The organism is Jhaorihella thermophila (assembly GCF_900108275.1).
Taxonomy (GTDB): Bacteria; Pseudomonadota; Alphaproteobacteria; order Rhodobacterales; family Rhodobacteraceae; genus Jhaorihella; species Jhaorihella thermophila.
In genome coordinates this window covers 225,274-243,639 of record NZ_FNVD01000003.1, presented here as the reverse complement: position 1 = coordinate 243,639, position 18,366 = coordinate 225,274, and the positions used below count along the sequence as shown (strand labels likewise).

Here is an 18,366-nt window from a genome sequence, read left to right as displayed (position 1 = left end):
GAGGAAGAGGGACATGACCGCCAGGATCATCGACGGCAAGGCATTCGCGGCGACGGTGCGCGAGAAGGTGGCGACCCATGTGGCGCGCCTGAAAGAGGAAAACGGCATCACGCCCGGCCTGGCCGTGGTTCTGGTGGGCGAGGATCCGGCAAGCCAGGTCTATGTCCGCTCCAAGGGCAAGCAGACGGTCGAGGTGGGCATGAACTCCTACGAGCACAGGCTGCCGGCCGAGACGTCCGAGAACGAGCTGCTGGCGCTGATCGAGCGGCTGAATGCGGATCCGGACGTGCACGGGATCCTGGTGCAGCTGCCTCTGCCGGGGCATCTGAACGAGGATCTGGTCATCAATGCGATCGACCCGGCCAAGGACGTGGACGGGTTCCACATCTCGAATGTGGGGCTGCTGGCGACGGGGCAGAAGGCGATGGTGCCCTGCACGCCGCTGGGCTGTCTGATGATGCTGCGGGATCATCACGGGGATCTGTCGGGGATGGAGGCCGTGGTGATCGGGCGGTCGAACATCGTGGGCAAGCCGATGGCGCAGCTTTTGCTGCGCGACAGTTGCACGGTGACCATTGCGCATTCGCGGACCCGCGATCTGCCGGGGGTGGTGCGGCGCGCCGACATCGTGGTGGCCGCCGTGGGCCGGCCCGAGATGGTGCAGGGAGACTGGATCAAGCCGGGCGCCACGGTGATCGACGTGGGCATCAACCGCATCGACGCGCCGGAACGGGGCGAAGGAAAGACGCGGCTGGTGGGGGACGTGCATTTCGACAGCGCCAAAGAGGTCGCCGGGGCGATCACGCCGGTTCCGGGCGGGGTCGGGCCGATGACGATTGCCTGCCTGCTGGCCAACACGCTGACTGCCTGCTGCCGGGCGCATGGGTTGCCCGAACCCGAAGGGCTGACGGCCTGACGCAGGTGTTTCGGATTGGCTGCGCCAATCCGACCGATGCGGGGGCTCCGCCCCCGCACCCCCGGAGTATTTCCGGCAAGATGAAGAGAGGGGTTATCTGCTCTGGACAGGCACCATCGTGCCCTGAAGAACGGCGATCAGGGTTTCCCGGCCGCTGTCGATGGCGTGCACGTCGGCCGAGACGACGACCAGCCGCCGGCCGGGCTTGATGACGCGCCCCGTGGCGCGCAGCCTGTCGCCGATGCCGGGGGCGAGCAGGTTGATCTTGATCTCGGCGGTCAGCACTTCGCTGTTTTCGGGCATGACCGAGAGCGCCGCGTAGCCCGCAGCCGTGTCTCCCAGCGCAAAGCTGAGCGCGGCATGGGCAAAGCCCTGCTGCTGGCGGCTGCCGGGCAGGATCGGAGCGGAGAGCACCACACGGCCGGGCTCGATCCTGTCGATCTGCGCGCCCATGGTCTGCATCATCGCCTGTTTGGCGAAACTGTCCCTGATCCACCGGTCGTCGGTCATTGCGTCCTCCCTGTCCAAACTATCCGCATGAGGAGACCGAGCGGCAAGCGTGACGCGGCGGCGCGTCAGCGCGGCATGGGGACCGGCTGGGGGCGCGGACCGGTCAGGATCGCCACCGCCTCGGGGCGCATCAGTTCCGCCAGCGCCGCGTCATGGCTGTGCAGGCCGCCGGTATAGGTGCCGTAGGCGGGCAGGATCACCCGGTCGCGGTCAACCAGAAAGGCGGGGCGGGTGATGGCGCGGCCGCGCGCGCGGATCGTTGCCTTGGGATGATAGTGGCCGGAGATCTCGCCGGCCGCACCCGGCCGGGCGATGTGGCGGAAGGTGAGCGGTGCCAGCGGCAGTTCGGCAAGGTGCGTTCCGCCAAGGTCGAGCGGGCCGGGGTCGTGGTTGCCTTCGATCCAGACCCAGCGCCGACCCGCCTGAAGGCGCGCGATCCAGAGCCGCTCTTCTTCGGGCAGAGCCTCCGCGGCGTCGAGGTCGTCGAAACTGTCGCCCAGGCAGACGACGATGCGCGCCTCGGTCCGGGCGAGATCCACCGCCAGCCGGTTCAACGTGTCGCGCGTGTCATAGGGGGGCAGGGTGGCTCCGCCGCGCCGGGCGATGCGCTCGGACTTGCCCAGGTGCAGGTCGGACACGCAGAGCAGGCGATGTTCTGACCACCACAGCGCGCCGGATCCCAGCGCCGTCAGCCGCGCCCCCGCCAATGTGAAATCATGCCCCTTCATGTCAGCCCGTTGGTCGCCCATCGCGCCGGCATGTGCAAGAGGCCGGGCGAGGGCTTAAGGAGCGTCATGCAGCCCCGCTGCCGCCATCAGGCGGCTGGCTTCTTCCGCCAGCAGGCGTTCTTCGGCCGCACCCGCCACCGGCACCTTTCCGACCTCGAGAAACAGCGGCGCGGCGAAGGGCGTGACGCGCCCGGTGCGCACCAGATCGATCCGACCGCCCACCCGGGCCAGCATGTCCTCGATCCGGCCGAAATCCACGAGGCCCCGCATCGCCTCCTCCCGCGTGATGCGCAGCATCAGGTGGCCGGGGTCGTATTTCTGCAGCGTGTCGTAAAGGATGTCGGACGAGAACGTCGCCTGCCGCCCGGTCTTGCGGTTGCCCGGCAGGTTGCGTTCGATCAGCCCGGCGATGGTTGCAGCACTGCGGAACGTGCGCTTCATCACGGCGTTGCCAGCCAGCCAGCCGTCCAGCCCCGCGCGCAGGGCGGTCAGTTCGAAGAGCGGCGCGGGATCGGTCACCGCCTCGAGCCCCCAGATCAGCGTGGCATAGTCGGTCGCGACAAAACCCAGCGGCGCGGCGCCGATTTCCTCGAGCCGCTTTGTCAGCAACAGCCCCAGCGTCTGTTGCGCGTTGCGCCCGGCGAAACCATAGACGCAAAGGTGTTCGCGCCTCTCATGCGGGAAACTTTCGATCAGCAGCCGGCCGCGTTCGGGCAGGCGCGACATCTCGCGCTGGAGCGCCAGCCACTCGGCCGTGTGGCGCGGCAGTTGCGGCCAGTCGGGTTGCGCTAGCAGGTCGAGGATCCGCTCTGACAATTGTGTCGAGGTGGCGAATTTGGTGCCCATGAAGGTGGCGATGCGGGGTTTGCGCCCCGGATCGCGAGTGACTTCGACCGTCATCTCGCGCAGGCTCTCGTATCGGACCACCTGCCCGCCGATCAGGAAGGTGTCGCCGGGGGTCAGCGAGGCGGCGAAGTATTCCTCGACCTCGCCCAGCGGCTTGCCGCCCCGGTTGCGCCGCATCCGGACCTTGAGCCGGTCGCTGTCCTGGATCGTGCCGATATTCATGCGGATACGTTGCACCGCGCGCGGGTCGCGCAGCTGCCAGCGCCCGTCCGCGCGTCGCTGAAGGCGCTGCCAGCGGTCATAGGCACGCAGCGCATAGCCGCCGGTTGCGCAGAAATCGAGGCACGCGTCGAAATCGGTGCGGGGCAGGTCGGCATAGGGGCCGGCGGTTATGACTTCGCGGTAGAGCGCATCGGCATCGAACGGCCCGGAACAGGCGGCGATCAGGATGTGCTGGCACAGCACGTCCAGCGGCCCGGGCCCGCGCGGCTCTCCGTCCAGCGCGTTGGCCCGCACGGCCTCGAGCGCGGCCACGCATTCCACCACCTCGAACCGGTTCGCCGGCACCAGGAGCGCCTTGGACGGTGCATTGTAGCGATGGTTCGCCCGCCCGATCCGCTGCACCAGCCGTTTCACGTTCTTCGGCGCGCCCACCTGAATGATCAGGTCCACGTCGCCCCAGTCCAGCCCCAGATCCAGCGTTCCGGTGCACACGATCGCGCGCAATTCGCCGCGCAGCATCGCCGCCTCGACCCGCTCGCGGCGCTCGCGGTCCAGACTGCCGTGGTGGATGGCGATGGGCAGCCCGTCGTCATTGGCCTGCCAGAGCTTGTGAAAGAAGATCTCGGCCTGCGCGCGGGTGTTGTGAAAGATCAACGTGGTCCGGTGCCGTCGGATTTCGCGCAGAACTGCGGGGATGGCATGGCCCGCGCCGCCGCCCGACCAGGGCGGCAGTTCCTCGGTCTCCAGCATCGCGATGTCGGGCGCGGGGCCGGGATCGGCCTGCAGGATCTCGCAGGGGTCGGGGTGGCGGGCCAGCAGCCGGGCGATGGCCTGCGGATCCTCCACCGTCGCCGACAGACCCACCCGGCGCAGTCCCGGCGCCAGGGTCTGCAACCGCGCCAGCGCAAGCATCAGCTGATCGCCGCGTTTCGATTCGGCCAGCGCGTGGATTTCGTCCACCACCACCCGTTGCAGCCCGGCAAAGACGCGCGGCGCGTCCTCGTAGGACAGCAGCAGCGCAAGGCTTTCCGGCGTGGTCAGCAGGATATGCGGCGGGTCGGCGCGCTGGCGCCTCTTGCGGCTGGCGGGCGTGTCGCCGGTGCGATCCTCGATGCGGATCGGCAGGCCCAACTCCTGCACGGGCCGGGTCAGGTTGCGCCTTATGTCCGCCGCCAGCGCCTTGAGCGGCGAGACATAAAGCGTGTGCAACCTCGGCCGGGGATCCGTGGCCAGTTCCGCCAGGGTCGGCAGGAACCCGGCCATGGTCTTGCCGCCCCCCGTTGGCGCGATCAGCAGCGTGGCCGGTGCGCCGGCGCGGTCCGCCATTGCCTGTTGATGCGGATGGACCTGCCAACCTTGCGCGGCGAACCAGTCGTGAAACATCTGCGGAAGCGCGGTCATCGCCTTCATCTATCCCGCCTCCGCCCGGCGGCCAAGAGCGGACCCTTTCCGTCTTGCGCTCGACCGCCGTCCGTGGACATCTGCGCAGGCAGGCGCTGCCGAAACGCAAAATGGAAAGGAGGCGGAGATGATCGACTGGGACGACGCGTTCGACAATTCGGGCCATGTGCCCGGCTCGGCGGACCTACCTGACATCTGGGCGCGCGAGGCCGCGGCGTTCCGCGCCTCGGCCAGGCCCGAGCTGGACGTCGCCTATGGGCCCGGCCCCCGCAACCGGCTGGACCTGTTCCGGCCCGAGGGCACGTCGCGGGGCCTCGTGGTCTTCGTCCACGGTGGCTACTGGCACAAGTTCGACAAATCCTTCTGGTCGCATCTGGCGCGCGGTCCTCTGGCGCATGGCTGGGCGGTGGCGGTGCCCAGCTACACGCTCGCGCCCGAGGCGCGCATCGCACGGATCACGCGGGAAATCGGGCAGGCCATCGCCCACGCCGCCTCTCTGGTCGAAGGCCCCATCCGGCTCACCGGCCACTCCGCCGGCGGACATCTCGTCGCCCGCATGGTCTGCGACGACAGCCCGCTGCCGCCGCTCGTTCTCTCCCGCCTTGCCCGCGTGGTGCCGATCAGCGGCGTGCACGACTTGCGCCCGCTGCTGCAGACGAAAATGAACGACCAGCTGCACCTTGACGAGACCGAGGCCCGCACCGAAAGCCCTGCGCTGCACGCCCGCAAGGGCGCGACGCCCGTGACCCTCTGGGTCGGCGCCGCCGAACGCCCCGAATTCCTGCGCCAGACCCGCCTGATCGCCGAAGCGTGGGCCGGCGCGGGCATCCGCGACATATACGAACCGGGCAAGAACCATTTCAGCGTGGTCGAGGGACTGACCGACCCGGCTAGCCCGCTGGTGGCAGAGCTTCTGGAGTGACGACATGACCGACGCCTATGATCCCGGCCGCGAAGGGGCGCAGATGTCCTTTGCTCGCGACATGAGCTATGGCGACTACCTCCATCTCGACGCCGTGCTGACCGCCCAGCACCCGCTGACCGACGCCCATGACGAGATGCTGTTTATCATCCAGCACCAGACCAGCGAACTCTGGATGAAACTCGCCCTGCACGAACTCACCGCGGCGCGTGAACTCCTGTGCCACGACGATTTCCGCCCCGCCTTCAAGATGCTGACGCGGGTGGCGCGGATCTTCGATCAGCTCAACTCCGCCTGGGACGTCCTGCGCACCATGACCCCCAGCGACTACACCACCTTCCGCGAATCGCTGGGCCATTCCTCGGGGTTCCAGTCGCACCAGTATCGTCTGATCGAATACGCGCTGGGCAACCGCAACACCAACCTGATGAAGGTGCACGAACACCGCCCGGACCTGCACTCGATGCTACGGGCCGAACTCGACCGCCCCTCGCTCTACCACGTCGCGCTCGACCTTCTGGAACGCCGCACCGGCACGGCTTTCCCTGCCCGAACCCGCCGCCTGCGCGCGCCGCACCAGCCCGTTGCAGAGGTCGAACGGGCATGGGAACAGGTCTACCGCGACCCGCGCACCCACTGGGATCTCTACGAACTGGCCGAGAAACTCGTGGATCTCGAGGACTATTTCCGCCGCTGGCGCTTCAACCACGTCACCACGGTGGAACGCGTGATCGGCTTCAAACGCGGCAGCGGCGGCACCAGCGGCGTGCCCTACCTGCGCAAGATGCTCGAAGTCGAACTCTTTCCCGAACTCTGGCGGGTGCGCGGAGCGCTCTGACCCTCCTGCTTCTTTCTGGTCGCAAATACCCCGGGGGAGTCGCGGCTTGCCGCGACGGGGGCAGCGCCCCCATTTCCTGCCCGCGTCTCAAACCGAAACGGAAAGGTCGCGGATGGATGGACGCGGGCGCGGGCTTGCTCTACCACTCTCCCCGATACCCCATTCAAGGGAAATCCGTTTTCGAGGTGAAGGCATGAACTATTACAAACCGGCCACCTTCGACGAGGCGATCGCCATCGCGTCGGGGGCCGAAGGCATCACCCGTATTCTCGCCGGCGGCACCGACGTGCTGGTGCAGATGCGTTCGGACATCGTGACGCCGGACACGCTGATCGACATCAAGGCGATCGACGGCGTTAAGGACATCACCCGCGCCGAAGATGGCGGCTGGACCATCGGCGTGGCCGTCTGCGGCGCCGAAATCAGCGAACATCCCGACCTGCCGCGCGAATGGCCCGGCGTGGTCGAGGCGATCGGCCTGATCGGCTCGACCCAGGTGCAGGGGCGGGCAACGCCCGTGGGCAACCTGTGCAACGCCTCGCCCGCCGCCGACAGCGTGCCCGCTCTGGTCGCCGCCGGCGCCGAGGTGACCGTGCAGGGCCCGAACGGCCCCCGTCGCGTGGCCGTCGAGGACATCCCCACCGGCCCCGGCAGGACCAGCCTGCAAAAGGGCGAGATCATCACCGCGCTGCACCTGCCGCCGCGGGGCAAGGGCGGCGGCGACGCCTACCAGCGCTTCATTCCCCGCACCGAGATGGACATCGCCGTGGTCGGCTGCGGCGTGAACCTGCGCGTGTCGGGCCAGGTCATCACCGAGGCCCGCATGGCACTGGGCGCGGTCGCGCCGACGGTCGAACGGGTGCGCGGCGCGGCCGATGCGCTGGTCGGCACCAAGCTCGAAGATTCGGCGCTGGATGCGCTGGCCGATCTGGCGCAGGCCGCCTGCAACCCGATCGACGACAAGCGCGGGACCGTGAAATTCCGCACCCATCTGGCCGGGGTCTATGCCCGCCGGGTGGCGAAAATCGCCTATGAGCGCGCGAGGGCAGCCCAATGAAGAAGATCCATGTCACAACCAAGATCAACGGCGACACGGTCGAATTTCTCTGCGACCCGCGCGAAACCCTGCTGGACGTGCTGCGCGACCGGCTGGGGCTCACCGGCGCCAAGGAAGGCTGCGGCACCGGCGACTGTGGGGCCTGTTCGGTCACCGTCGATGGCCGGCTGACCTGCTCCTGCCTGATGCTGGGGGTGGAGGCCGAAGGCCACGAGATCGGCACCGTCGAGGGCATCGCCGATGGCGAAGAGCTGCACCCGCTGCAGAAGAAGTTCATCGAATATGCCGCCCTTCAGTGCGGCATCTGCACGCCGGGCATCCTGGTCGCGGCCAAGAACCTGCTGGAGCGCAACCCCGACCCGACCGAGGAAGAGGTGCGCTATTGGCTGGCCGGCAACCTGTGCCGCTGCACCGGCTATGACAAGATTATCCGCGCCGTTCTGGATACGGCCGCGGAAATGCGGGAGGCATCATAATGGCTCTGGACGAATACAAACCGCAAAAGGGCGGATCGGAACTCGAAACTGATCACCAGTTCAAATATGTCGGCACCCGGCCCGACCGGCCCGACGGCTTCGACAAGGTGACGGGTCGCGCCAGGTTCGGCGCCGACATGTATGCGCCGGGGATGCTGCACGCAGCGATCCTGCGCAGCCCCCATGCGCATGCCCGGATCGTCAGGATCGACACGTCGAAGGCCGAGGCGATGGAGGGAGTCAAGGCCGTGGTCACGCGGGCGGATTTTTCGAAGAACGTCCCCTTCGCCCCCGGCATGGCGGGCGAGTTCTGGAACATCCTCGAAAACGTCATGGCCGGCGAAAAGGTGCTCTATGACGGCCACGCCGTCGCCGCGGTCGCCGCCACGACGCCGCTGATCGCGCGCGACGCGCTCAAGGCGATCGAGGTGGAATACGAGATCCTGCCGCATGTGACGGACGTGGACGAGGCGATGAAGCCCGACGCCCCGGTGATCCGCGAAGGCGCGGCCGACAAGTCGGTGCCCGAGGGGATGCACCCCAACGTGGTGCGCTACCACGAAAGCGGCCACGGCGATGTCGAGGCCGGCTTTGCCGAGGCCGATCTGGTGATCGAGGACCATTTCACCACCGAGGCCACCCATCAAGGATATATCGAGCCGCATGCCTGTCTGGCCACGCTGGGGTCGGACGGCAAGGGGGAACTCTGGTGCTGCACCCAGGGGCACTGGTATGTGCAGAAGGTCTGCGCCGCGCTTCTGGATCTGGAGACCGCGAACCTGCGGGTGACAGCCTCAGAGATCGGCGGCGGCTTCGGCGGCAAGACGACGGTGTTCATCGAACCCGTGGCGCTGGCGCTGAGCCGCAAGGCGAACCGCCCGGTCAAGCTGGTGATGAGCCGGTCGGAGGTGTTCCGCGCCACCGGCCCCACGGCTTCGGCGTCGATGGACATCAAGATCGGCATGAAGAAGGACGGCACCATCACCGCCGCAAAGGGCGAATTCCGCCTGCAGGGCGGGGCCTTTCCCGGTGCGCCGATGGAATTCACCGCCATGTGCGCCTTTGCCTGCTACAACCTGAAAAACGTGCATCAGGTGGGCTATGACGTGATGACCAACCGCCCCAAACAGGCGGCCTATCGCGCGCCGGGCTCGCCCATGGCGGCGTTCGCGGTGGAATCGGTGATCGACGAGCTGTGCAACCGGCTGGGGCTGGATCCGATCGAGGTGCGGCTGAAGAATGCCGCGCGCGAGGGCACCAAGGCCAGCTATGGTCCGACCTTCCCGCGCATCGGTCTGGTCGAGACGCTGGAGGCCGCCAAGGCCCATCCGCATTACTCCGCGCCGTTGAAACCGGGGCAGGGGCGGGGGATCTCCTGCGGCTTCTGGTTCAACCATGGCGGCGAAACCAGCGTGTCGCTGGCGCTTTCGGAGGACGGCTCGGCGCAGGTGATGGTGGGCACGCCGGATATCGGCGGCTCGCGCGCGTCCATGGCGCTCATGGCGGCCGAGGTGCTGGGCATCCCCTTTGAAAAGATCCGCGTGACCATCGCCGATACCGGCTCGCTGGGCTACAACGAGATCAGCCACGGCAGCCGCGTGACCTATGCCAGCGGTCTGGCCACCATCAAGGCGGCGCAGGACGCGGTGCGCAAGCTGCGCCAGCGGGCTGCCGACAAATGGGGCATAGACGTCGAGGCGGTCGATTGGGTCGATGGCTGCGCCGTGCCATCGGGGCCGAATGCGGGCGATTTCGATCCGCTGCCGCTGGCCGAGATCACGAAGAACATGGGCGCCACCGGCGGTCCGATCAGCGGCCACTATGAGGCCACGCCCGAAGGCGCCGGGGTGAGCTTCGCCACCCATATCGTCGATGCCGAGGTGGACCGGGAAACCGGCAGCACGCGGGTCGTGCGCTATACCGTGGTGCAGGACGCGGGCAAGGCGATCCACCCCACCTATGTCGAAGGTCAGTTCCAGGGCGGTGCGGCGCAGGGCATCGGCTGGGCGCTGAACGAGGAATACATCTATGGCCCTGACGGGCGGCTGCAGAACCCCGGCTTCCTCGATTACCGGATCCCCGTCGCCTCGGACCTGCCGATGATCGACACGGTGATCGTCGAAGTGCCCAATCCGGGCCACCCCTACGGGGTGCGCGGCGTGGGCGAAACCTCGATCTGCCCGCCGCTGGCGGCGATCGCCAACGCGGTGTCGAACGCGGCCGGCGTGCGGCTGCGCGATCTGCCGATGCGGCCTTCGCGGATCCTGGAAGAACTGGAGAAACAGCAGGGCGATGCCTGAGGTCCATCTGTGGTCCGGCCTGCGGGCGCTGGCTGGCGGTCGCGAGGTCGTCGAGGTCGAAGGCCGCACCGTGGGCGAGCTCCTGGACGCGCTGGTTGCGGCCTATCCGGCGCTGAAGGAGCCGATCGAGGCCGGCGTGTCCGTCGCCGTGGACGGGCGCGTCATCGCCAGCGCGCTGAACGAACCGGTCCGGCCGGACAGCGAGATCTACCTGATGCAGCGCCTGCGCGGGGGCTGACGCCCGGCCAACAGTCTGAACAACGAAAAATGGCGGCAGGAAATCCTGCCGCCATTCGATTTCCCGGTGAAATGCCGGATCAGCCGAACCACCAGCGCTCGTGCGCCTTGCCGCCGTCCAGTTCCCAGTTGGCCGCCACGGCGTCGTCATGCATGAGCTTCTTGCTGACGCCCATGATGTAGTTGGCGAACATCGGCACCAGCGCGCCGCCGTCGTCGCGGATCAGCTCCTGGCAGCGCTTGTACATCGCCGCACGCTTTGCGTTGTCCAGCTCGGCGCGGGCCTTGACGACCAGATCGTTGAACTCCTTGGCCGCCGGCGTATCCTTCCAGGCGGTGTCGTTCCACTCGGTATCAGCCACATAGGCCGCCGAGAACATCCAATCCGCGGTCGGACGGCCGCCCCAGTAGCAGGCGCACCAGCCCTTTTTGTTCCAGACGTTGGACCAGTAGCCGTCCTTGGGTTCGCGCACGACTTCGATCTCGATGCCGCATTCGGCCGCCGAGGCGGCGATCAGCTGGGCCGCGTCCACCGCGCCCGCAAAGGCCGCGTCGGAGGTCGAAAGCTGGATCTTCCCGGAATGCCCCGACTTCTTGTAGTGGTGCATCGCCTTGTCCCTGTCGAACTCGCGCTGCGGGATGTCAGGGGCGTAGAAGCTGGTCGCGGGCGAGATCGGGTGGTCGTTGCCCAGCGCACCGTGGCCCAGCAGGATCTTGTCCACCAGCTCCTGCCGCTTCACCGCCAGTTTCAGCGCCATCCGCAGGTCGTAGTTGTCAAAGGGCGGCACGTCGAGCCGCATCGGGAAGGTGTAGTGCAGCGTGCCGGTGGTCTCGAGAATGTCGATCGCGGGGTTGCGGCCCAACAGGTTCACCGTTTTCGGGTCGACCCGGTCGATCAGGTCCACGTCCCCGCCCATGAGAGCGTTCTGGCGCGCGGTGACATCGACGATGGACAGGATCTGCACCTCGTCGAAATGCGCCCGGCCTTCCTTCCAGTAGTTCGGGTTGCGCGTGCCGATCACTTTCACGCCGGGCTCGAAGGTTTGGATGACATATCCGCCCGTGCCGATGCCGGCCAGCGGATCGACCTTGCCATCCTTCGACGGCAGAATGATCAGGTGATAGTCGCTGACGATATAGGGGAAATCGGCGTTCGGGGCGCTCAGTTCGAACACCACGGTGTCGTCGCCATCCGCGCGGATGTCGGTGACCGCTGTCAACAGACCCTTGGCGGCCGATTTGGACTCCTCGCCACGGTGATGGGCATAGGTGGCGATCACGTCTTCGGCGGTCAGCGTCTTGCCGTTGTGGAACTCCACGCCCTTGCGCAGCTTGAACACCCAGGTCTTGGCATCGGCCGATTCAAAGCTTTCGGCCAGTTCCGGGATCAACTCGCCGGTATTCGACACTTCGGTCAGGCAGTTGCCATACATGAAGCCCATGCCGAGGCTGAAGCCGTTTTCGTAGGTGCCCGGATCCATCGAGTCGGTGGTCGAGCCGTGGCCGGAGCCGATGCGCAACGTGCCGCCCTTCTTCGGGGTGGCGGCCATGGCCTTGTCGGCCATCGACATCGCCGTGGGCAGCACGACGCCCGCGGCCATCGCCGACATGATGAACTGGCGGCGGTCGATCTGGCCGTTGGTCAGCCGGTCAGCCTGTTGCTTGAGAAATAGTTTCTTCTTCACGGAGTCCTCCCTTGGTTCTCTTTCATGTTCGGTCGGCCCGCCGAATGCGCAACGGCGATTGCGCAATCCCGCCAGAGCCTTCTGGGTTCCGGTGCCCGGTCAGTGCATAATATTCTGTCGGCACTGTCCAGTATTTCCTTGGCGAAAAGGGAATTGTGAACAATGGTTTCCAATTGACACCTGAATGCCGCCCTTTCCGGGGCCTTGGCGGATTTTCTGGCCCGCGACGGTTTACAGAGGCGGCGCTTTGTCCCCTATAATGCGACTACGCCTTCATCCGGGCTGAGAAACCGGAGGCCAAGTAAGACAAGTTCAGGGGGGAATCGCAGTTGCATCCCGTTCTATTGACCGTGCTCAAGCGATTGGGCCTGGGCGTCGTCACGCTCGTCATCGTGTCGGCGATCATCTTCAGTTCGATCTCGCTCTTGCCGGGTGATTTCGGTCAGGCCGTTCTGGGTCAGGCCGCGACCGAGGAAACCGTGGCCGCCTTTCGCAAGGAGCTGGGGCTCGATAAACCGGCGGTGGTCCGGTATTTCGAATGGCTCGGCAACGTGGTCCAGGGCGATCTGGGCACGTCCTTTTCGGGCCGCGCCTCGTCGGGTCAGGACCGATCGCGTCCGGTCGCCGAACTGGTGGCGCCGCGATTGTGGAACACGCTGTTTCTGGCCGGCGTGACGGCCATCATCGCCGTGCCGTTGGCGCTGATACTCGGTCTGACGGCGGCGCTTTACCGAAATACCCTCTATGACAGGGTGGTGAACGCGGTGACGTTGACCACCATCGCCACGCCGGAATTCTTCGTGGCCTATATCCTGATCCTGCTGTTCGCGTCGCTCTGGCCAGTGTTCCCGTCGCTGGCCAATGTCGATGCCAGCACGCCGTTCTGGGATCGGCTCTACAAGGTCTCTCTGCCGGCGATGACGCTGACGCTGGTGATCATGGCGCACATGATGCGGATGACGCGGGCGGCGATCATCAACCTTCTGGCCTCGCCCTATATCCAGATGGCCCGGCTCAAGGGCGCCTCGCAAACCGAGGTGATCCTCAAGCACGCGCTGCCCAACGCCTGGGCGCCGATCGCCACGGTGATCGCCTTCAACCTGGCCTATCTGGTGGTCGGCGTGGTCGTGGTCGAAGTGGTGTTCGTCTATCCCGGCATCGGCCAGCTCATGGTGGACGCGGTGACCACCCGCGACATCCCCGTGGTGCAGGCCTGTGCGCTGATCTTTGCCGCGACCTACGTCATCCTGAACCTGATCGCCGACATCATCGGCATCGTCACCAACCCGAGGCTTCTGCATCCGCGATGACCGACACCCAAGACAACCCCGAGACCTATTCGGCGGCGGCCGAGGTCGGCGCCGTCCGCAAGCGCCGCACCCGGTGGGAGCGTATCCGGCTGGCGCTGAAGAAGGCACCGCCCACCGCCTGGTTCGGCATGATCGTCGTGGCGCTCTATTGCTTTACCGCGATTTTCGCGCCCTGGCTTGCTCCCTATGGCGAGGCCGAGATCTTTCTCGAACCCTACGCCCCCTGGAGCGCCGAGCACGTCTTTGGCACCGACCAGATCGGGCGGGACATCCTGTCGCGCATGATCTACGGCGCGCGCAACACCATGGGCATCGCGCTTGTGACGACGTTCCTGGCCTTCCTGATCGGCGGCGGGCTGGGCCTGATCGCGGCGATCAACCGCTCCTGGCTGGACCAGTTCCTGTCGCGCGCGGTGGATGTGCTGATGGCGATCCCCAGCCTGATCTTCGCGCTCATGCTGCTGTCGATCTTCGGCTCGACCGTCATGAGCCTCATTCTCATCATCGCCGTGCTGGACAGCACCCGCGTGTTCCGTCTGACCAGGTCGGTTGCGGTGAACGTGGTGGTGATGGACTATGTCGAAGCCGCCCGGCTGCGCGGCGAAGGTCTGGTTTGGATCATGCGGCGCGAGATCCTGCCCAACATCATGCCGCCGCTGGTGGCGGAATTCGGGCTGCGGTTCTGTTTCGTGTTCCTGACGATCGCGGCGCTCAGCTTCCTTGGCGTCGGCATCCAGCCGCCCACGGCGGACTGGGGGTCGATGGTGCGCGACAACGCCTCGCTGATCCAGTTCGCCAAATATGACCTCAAGGCCGGGCTGACCCCGCTGTTGCCCGCGGCGGCGATCGCCCTTCTGACCGTGGCGGTGAATTTCATCGTCGATTGGTTCCTGCACAAGACGAGCGGTTTGCGCGATGACCACTGAAACAAAGACGCCCGAAAAGGGCGACGTTCTCCTCAAGATGCGCGATGTGCGGATCGAGGGCTTCTCGGACGAGCAATGGCACAGGATCATCAAGGGCGTGGACCTGACCCTGCACCGGGGCGAGGTGATGGGCCTGATCGGCGAATCCGGCGCGGGAAAATCCACGCTGGGTCTGGCCGCGATGGGCTATACCCAGCCCGGCGTCCGCATCACCGGCGGGTCGATCGAGTTCGACGGAATCGACCTCGTCGCCGCGTCCGAGGCGGAAAAGCGCCGGCTCTGGGGCACGCGCATCGCCTATGTCGCGCAGTCGGCGGCGGCTTCGTTCAATCCCGCCCACCGGCTACTCGACCAGACGATCGAGGCCACCACGCGCATGAACATCTTGCCCGAGGCCGAGGCGCGCCGGGACGCGATCGAACTCTACCGCGACCTGCAACTGCCCGACCCCGAGCATATCGGCGAGCGTTACCCCCACCAGGTTTCGGGCGGCCAGCTCCAGCGGGTGATGACGGCGATGGCGATGTCGCCGCGGCCCGACCTCATCATCTTCGACGAACCCACCACGGCGCTGGACGTGACCACCCAGGTCGAGGTTCTGGCGGCCATGCGCAAGATCGTCGAAGAGCACCATACGGCCGCGATCTACATCACGCATGACCTTGCGGTGGTGGCTCAGATGGCCGATGTCATCAAGGTTCTGCGCTATGGCGAAGAGGTCGAAGAGGCCGAAACCCGGCAGATGCTGACGCATCCCGAAAAGCCTTATACCCGATCGCTCTGGTCGGTGCGCGCCCTGCAGAAGCGCGAGGAGAAAGGCGACGACGTCCACCTGTCGATCGAAGGTGTGGATGCCGCCTACGGTTCGGCCAAGGTGCTGCATGACGTGACCATCTCGATTCCGCGCGGCAAGACCGTCGCCATCGTGGGCGAATCCGGCTCGGGCAAGTCCACCACGGCCCGCGTCATCACCGGTCTGCTGCCGCAAACCAAGGGGGTCGTGCGCTTCAACGGCGAGGTTCTTCCGCCCCGGCTGCAGGACCGCAGCAAGGAACAGCTCCAGCGCATCCAGATGATCTACCAGATGGCCGATACCGCGATGAACCCGCGCCAGACGGTCGGGGAAATCATCGGTCGGCCGCTGGAATTCTACCTCGGCCTCAAGGGCCGTGCGCGCGAAAAGCGCGTGATCGAGCTGCTGGAGATGATCGAGCTCGACGAAAGCTTCATCGACCGCTTCCCGTCCGAGCTGTCGGGCGGCCAGAAACAGCGAATCTGCATCGCCCGCGCGCTTGCCGCCGAGCCCGAATTCATCATCTGCGACGAGGTCACCTCGGCGCTCGACCAGATCGTGCAGGAAGGCATCCTCAAGCTGCTCCTGCGCCTGCAAAAGGAATTCGGGATCACCTACATGTTCATCACCCACGACATTGCAACGGTCAAGGCGATCTCGGACGAGATCGTGGTGATGTATCAGGGCCGGGTGGTCGAACAGGGCATGAAAAGCGAAGTGCTCTCGCCGCCCTATCCCGAATACACCCGGCTTCTGCTCTCCTCGGTGCCCGAGATGGACCCGGACTGGCTGACCCGGCTGCTGGCCGAACGCGAGGCCGAGCAGGCCCCGGCCTGAGCGTTACGGCAGGCGGCAGGGGCCGGATCGCTCGGGCTTCTTTCTGGTGCCAAATACCCCGGGGGAGTCCGCCCGGCACGGGCGGACGGGGGCAGCGCCCCCCGACCTCAGCCGTTCTCGCGCAAGACGTTTCCGGCAAGATAGAGCGATCCGCAAATCAGGACACGAGCCTCCGGCTCGACGCCCGCGATGGAGGCCAGCGCGTCCGACAGGTTCGCGGCCGTCCGCGCCGGCAATCCCACCTCCTTCGCGGCAGCCGCCGTTTCTGCCGCGCTCAGGGTATTGGCCTCGCCCGGAATGGAAATCGCGGTCAGACTGTCGGCCACCCCGGCCAGGGGACGCAGATACCCGGCCACGTCCTTGGTGTTCAGCATCCCGCAGATCAGATGGGTCGGCCGCTTCGGCAACTCCGCCAGCAATCCGGCCAGCGCCTCGCCCGCCGCCGGATTGTGCCCGCCGTCCAGCCACAGTTCCGCGCGGGGCGCCGCCTCCACCAGCGGGCCGCGCCGCAGCCGCTGCATGCGGGCCGGCCAGACCGCGCACGTCACCGCCGCCTCGCAGGCCGTCTCGTCGAACCCGAGCTGTCGCAGAGCTGCCAGCGCCGCCCCCGCGTTGACGATCTGATGGCGCCCCTGCAAAGCTGGCAGCGGCAGATCCAGCAGTCCCAACTCGTCCTGATAGACCAGCCGACCGCGCTCTTCCCGGACGTGCCAGTGCTGACCGTGGACCGCCAGAGGCGCGCCCAGCCGTTCGGCGCAGGCCTCGATGACCTCAAGCGCCTCGTCTGGCTGCGGTCCGACCACGCAGGGCACGCCGCGCTTCAGGATGCCGGCCTTTTCGGCGGCGATTTCCGCCAGGGTTTCGCCCAGGAACTGCGTGTGATCGATCGAGATCGGGGTGATCACGGTCAGCCGCGGGGATTCGACCACATTGGTCGCGTCCAGCCGTCCGCCCAGCCCCACCTCGAGCAGCGTGTAGTCCGCCCGCACGCGGGAAAAGGCCAGAAGCGCAGCGCAGGTGGTGATTTCGAAATAGGTGATCGGGTCACTGCCGTTGGCGGTGTAGCATTCATCCAGAACCGCCGTCAGATCGGGTTCGGAAATCAGCTCGCCCGCCAGCCGGATGCGTTCGTGAAACCGCGCCAGGTGCGGCGACGTGTAGGCATGGACCACCTGTCCCGCGCCCTCGATCCCGGCGCGGATCATGGCCAGCGTGGAGCCCTTGCCATTGGTGCCCGCAACATGGATCACCGGCGGCAGGCGGCGTTCGGGGTGGTCCAGCGCGTCCAGAAGCCGCCAGACCCGATCCAGCGTCAGGTCGATGACTTTCGGGTGCAGCGCCATCATCCGTCCCAGGATGACGTCCGAATTTCGCGGGTTCATTTCGCGGTGCCGGACTTGGCCGGCGGTTCGCCTTCCTGCGATTTCGCCCCCTCGGCGGGCGCGGGCAGATCGCCCTGCACGGCAGGCGGCAGGCCCAGCAGCATGCGGGTGATGCGTATCAGCTCGTCCCGCATCTCGGTGCGTTTCACCACGCGGTCCAGCATCCCGTGGTCCAGCAGGTATTCCGCGCGCTGGAACCCTTCGGGCAGGGTTTCGCGGATGGTCTGTTCGATCACGCGCGGCCCGGCAAAGCAGATCAGGGCGTTGGGTTCGGCGATCTGCACGTCGCCCAGCATCGCATAGGACGCGGTCACGCCGCCCGTGGTGGGGTGGGTCAGGACGACGATATAGGGCAGCCCCGCCTCCTTCAGCATCTGCACGGCGACGGTGGTGCGCGGCATCTGCATCAGCGACAGGATGCCTTCCTGCATCCGCGCGCCGCCCGCCGCCGAAAACAGGATCAGCGGGCGCTTCAGCTCCACCGCCTTTTCGGCGGCCGCGATGATGGCATTGCCCACATACATGCCCATCGACCCGCCCATGAAGGAAAAGTCCTGTGCCGCCGCGACGATCGGCGTGCGCCCGATTTCCCCGGTGGCGACCAGCATCGCCTCTTTCTCGCCCGTGACCTTCTGCGCGGCCTTCATGCGATCGGGATATTTCTTCTGGTCCTTGAAGTTCAGCGGATCGGCGATCGGTTCGGGCACTTCGACCTCGTTGAACACGCCACCGTCGAACAGGGCCTTGAACCGCGCACGCGGCGTGATCTGCATGTGATGGCCGCAGCTGGTGCAGACGTTGAGGTTGTCCTTCAGCTCGCGGTGAAACAGCATGGTGCCGCATTCATCGCATTTCTGCCAAAGGTTCTCGGGCGTCTCGCGGCGCGAGAAGATCGAGTTGATCCGGGGCCGGACGTAGTTCGTGATCCAGTTCATGCTGTCTTGTGCCCTCTGGCGTGGTGGTGCGCATCAGATAAGCCC

Annotated in this window: 16 protein-coding genes; 10 read left to right on the top strand and 6 right to left on the bottom strand. The window is 66.5% G+C overall.

All coding sequences use genetic code 11. The features are described from left to right. The first annotated feature begins 13 nt into the window (after positions 1–13). On the top strand, positions 14–916 hold the full coding sequence (gene folD, locus C4S70_RS05990) for a bifunctional methylenetetrahydrofolate dehydrogenase/methenyltetrahydrofolate cyclohydrolase FolD (RefSeq protein ID WP_104007189.1): 903 nt from the start codon (positions 14–16) through the stop codon (positions 914–916). Between the two features lie 93 nt (positions 917–1,009). On the opposite strand, the gene C4S70_RS05985 is transcribed toward folD, so the two are convergent. The 3 genes from C4S70_RS05985 to C4S70_RS05975 form a co-directional block, all read right to left on the bottom strand. Next, positions 1,010–1,426 (bottom strand): PaaI family thioesterase, encoded by a 417-nt coding sequence (locus C4S70_RS05985; RefSeq protein WP_104007188.1) that lies wholly within the window; start codon positions 1,424–1,426, stop codon positions 1,010–1,012. Between the two features lie 65 nt (positions 1,427–1,491). Then, positions 1,492–2,154, bottom strand: a complete 663-nt coding sequence (gene pdeM, locus C4S70_RS05980; protein WP_104007187.1) for a ligase-associated DNA damage response endonuclease PdeM — start codon at positions 2,152–2,154, stop codon at positions 1,492–1,494. 54 nt (positions 2,155–2,208) lie between these two features. Continuing rightward, a complete protein-coding gene (locus tag C4S70_RS05975) occupies positions 2,209–4,623 on the bottom strand; it encodes a ligase-associated DNA damage response DEXH box helicase (protein ID WP_104007245.1) in 2,415 nt (804 codons plus the stop codon). A 127-nt stretch (positions 4,624–4,750) separates the two neighbouring features. Here C4S70_RS05975 and C4S70_RS05970 point away from each other — a divergent pair, with 127 nt between their 5' ends. The 6 genes from C4S70_RS05970 to C4S70_RS05945 all read left to right on the top strand — a co-directional run bounded on the left by C4S70_RS05970 (position 4,751) and on the right by C4S70_RS05945 (position 10,454). Further along, complete coding sequence (locus C4S70_RS05970; protein ID WP_104007186.1) at positions 4,751–5,545, top strand: alpha/beta hydrolase; 795 nt, start codon at positions 4,751–4,753, stop codon at positions 5,543–5,545. Positions 5,546–5,549: 4 nt separating this feature from the next. Beyond that, positions 5,550–6,383, top strand: coding sequence for a tryptophan 2,3-dioxygenase (kynA, locus tag C4S70_RS05965; protein WP_104007185.1), 834 nt, complete (start codon positions 5,550–5,552; stop codon positions 6,381–6,383). Positions 6,384–6,576: 193 nt separating this feature from the next. Next, complete coding sequence (locus C4S70_RS05960; protein WP_104007184.1) at positions 6,577–7,440, top strand: FAD binding domain-containing protein; 864 nt, start codon at positions 6,577–6,579, stop codon at positions 7,438–7,440. Further along, complete coding sequence (locus C4S70_RS05955; protein WP_104007183.1) at positions 7,437–7,916, top strand: (2Fe-2S)-binding protein; 480 nt, start codon at positions 7,437–7,439, stop codon at positions 7,914–7,916. Before C4S70_RS05960 ends, C4S70_RS05955 begins: the two co-directional genes overlap by 4 nt. Then, positions 7,916–10,216 carry a xanthine dehydrogenase family protein molybdopterin-binding subunit gene (locus C4S70_RS05950; protein ID WP_104007182.1) on the top strand — a complete coding sequence of 767 codons (2,301 nt, stop codon included), beginning with the start codon at positions 7,916–7,918 and terminating at the stop codon, positions 10,214–10,216. The genes C4S70_RS05955 and C4S70_RS05950 overlap by 1 nt, the downstream gene beginning before the upstream one ends. Then, entirely contained in the window at positions 10,209–10,454 is a 246-nt protein-coding gene (locus C4S70_RS05945) for a MoaD/ThiS family protein (protein ID WP_104007181.1), read from the top strand. Before C4S70_RS05950 ends, C4S70_RS05945 begins: the two co-directional genes overlap by 8 nt. 79 nt (positions 10,455–10,533) lie before the next feature. Here the strand turns inward: C4S70_RS05945 and C4S70_RS05940 are convergent, their stop codons facing one another. Continuing rightward, positions 10,534–12,063: an ABC transporter substrate-binding protein gene (locus tag C4S70_RS05940; RefSeq protein ID WP_104007244.1), complete on the bottom strand. Its 1,530-nt coding sequence runs from the start codon at positions 12,061–12,063 to the stop codon at positions 10,534–10,536. A gap of 404 nt (positions 12,064–12,467) precedes the next feature. On the opposite strand from C4S70_RS05940, the gene C4S70_RS05935 reads away from it, so the two are divergent. Genes C4S70_RS05935 through C4S70_RS05925 form a run of 3 tightly spaced genes read left to right on the top strand, consistent with a single transcriptional unit; the run spans position 12,468 to position 16,004 of the window. Further along, entirely contained in the window at positions 12,468–13,448 is a 981-nt protein-coding gene (locus tag C4S70_RS05935; RefSeq protein WP_104007180.1) for an ABC transporter permease, read from the top strand. Continuing rightward, positions 13,445–14,374 (top strand): ABC transporter permease, encoded by a 930-nt coding sequence (locus C4S70_RS05930; protein WP_104007179.1) that lies wholly within the window; start codon positions 13,445–13,447, stop codon positions 14,372–14,374. The genes C4S70_RS05935 and C4S70_RS05930 overlap by 4 nt, the downstream gene beginning before the upstream one ends. Continuing rightward, on the top strand, positions 14,364–16,004 hold the full coding sequence (locus C4S70_RS05925) for an ABC transporter ATP-binding protein (RefSeq protein WP_104007178.1): 1,641 nt from the start codon (positions 14,364–14,366) through the stop codon (positions 16,002–16,004). The genes C4S70_RS05930 and C4S70_RS05925 overlap by 11 nt, the downstream gene beginning before the upstream one ends. A gap of 107 nt (positions 16,005–16,111) precedes the next feature. Here the strand turns inward: C4S70_RS05925 and C4S70_RS05920 are convergent, their stop codons facing one another. Beyond that, complete coding sequence (locus C4S70_RS05920; protein ID WP_104007177.1) at positions 16,112–17,386, bottom strand: bifunctional folylpolyglutamate synthase/dihydrofolate synthase; 1,275 nt, start codon at positions 17,384–17,386, stop codon at positions 16,112–16,114. Next, positions 17,383–18,321, bottom strand: a complete 939-nt coding sequence (gene accD, locus C4S70_RS05915; protein ID WP_104007176.1) for an acetyl-CoA carboxylase, carboxyltransferase subunit beta — start codon at positions 18,319–18,321, stop codon at positions 17,383–17,385. Before accD ends, C4S70_RS05920 begins: the two co-directional genes overlap by 4 nt. Positions 18,322–18,366 lie beyond the last annotated feature (45 nt).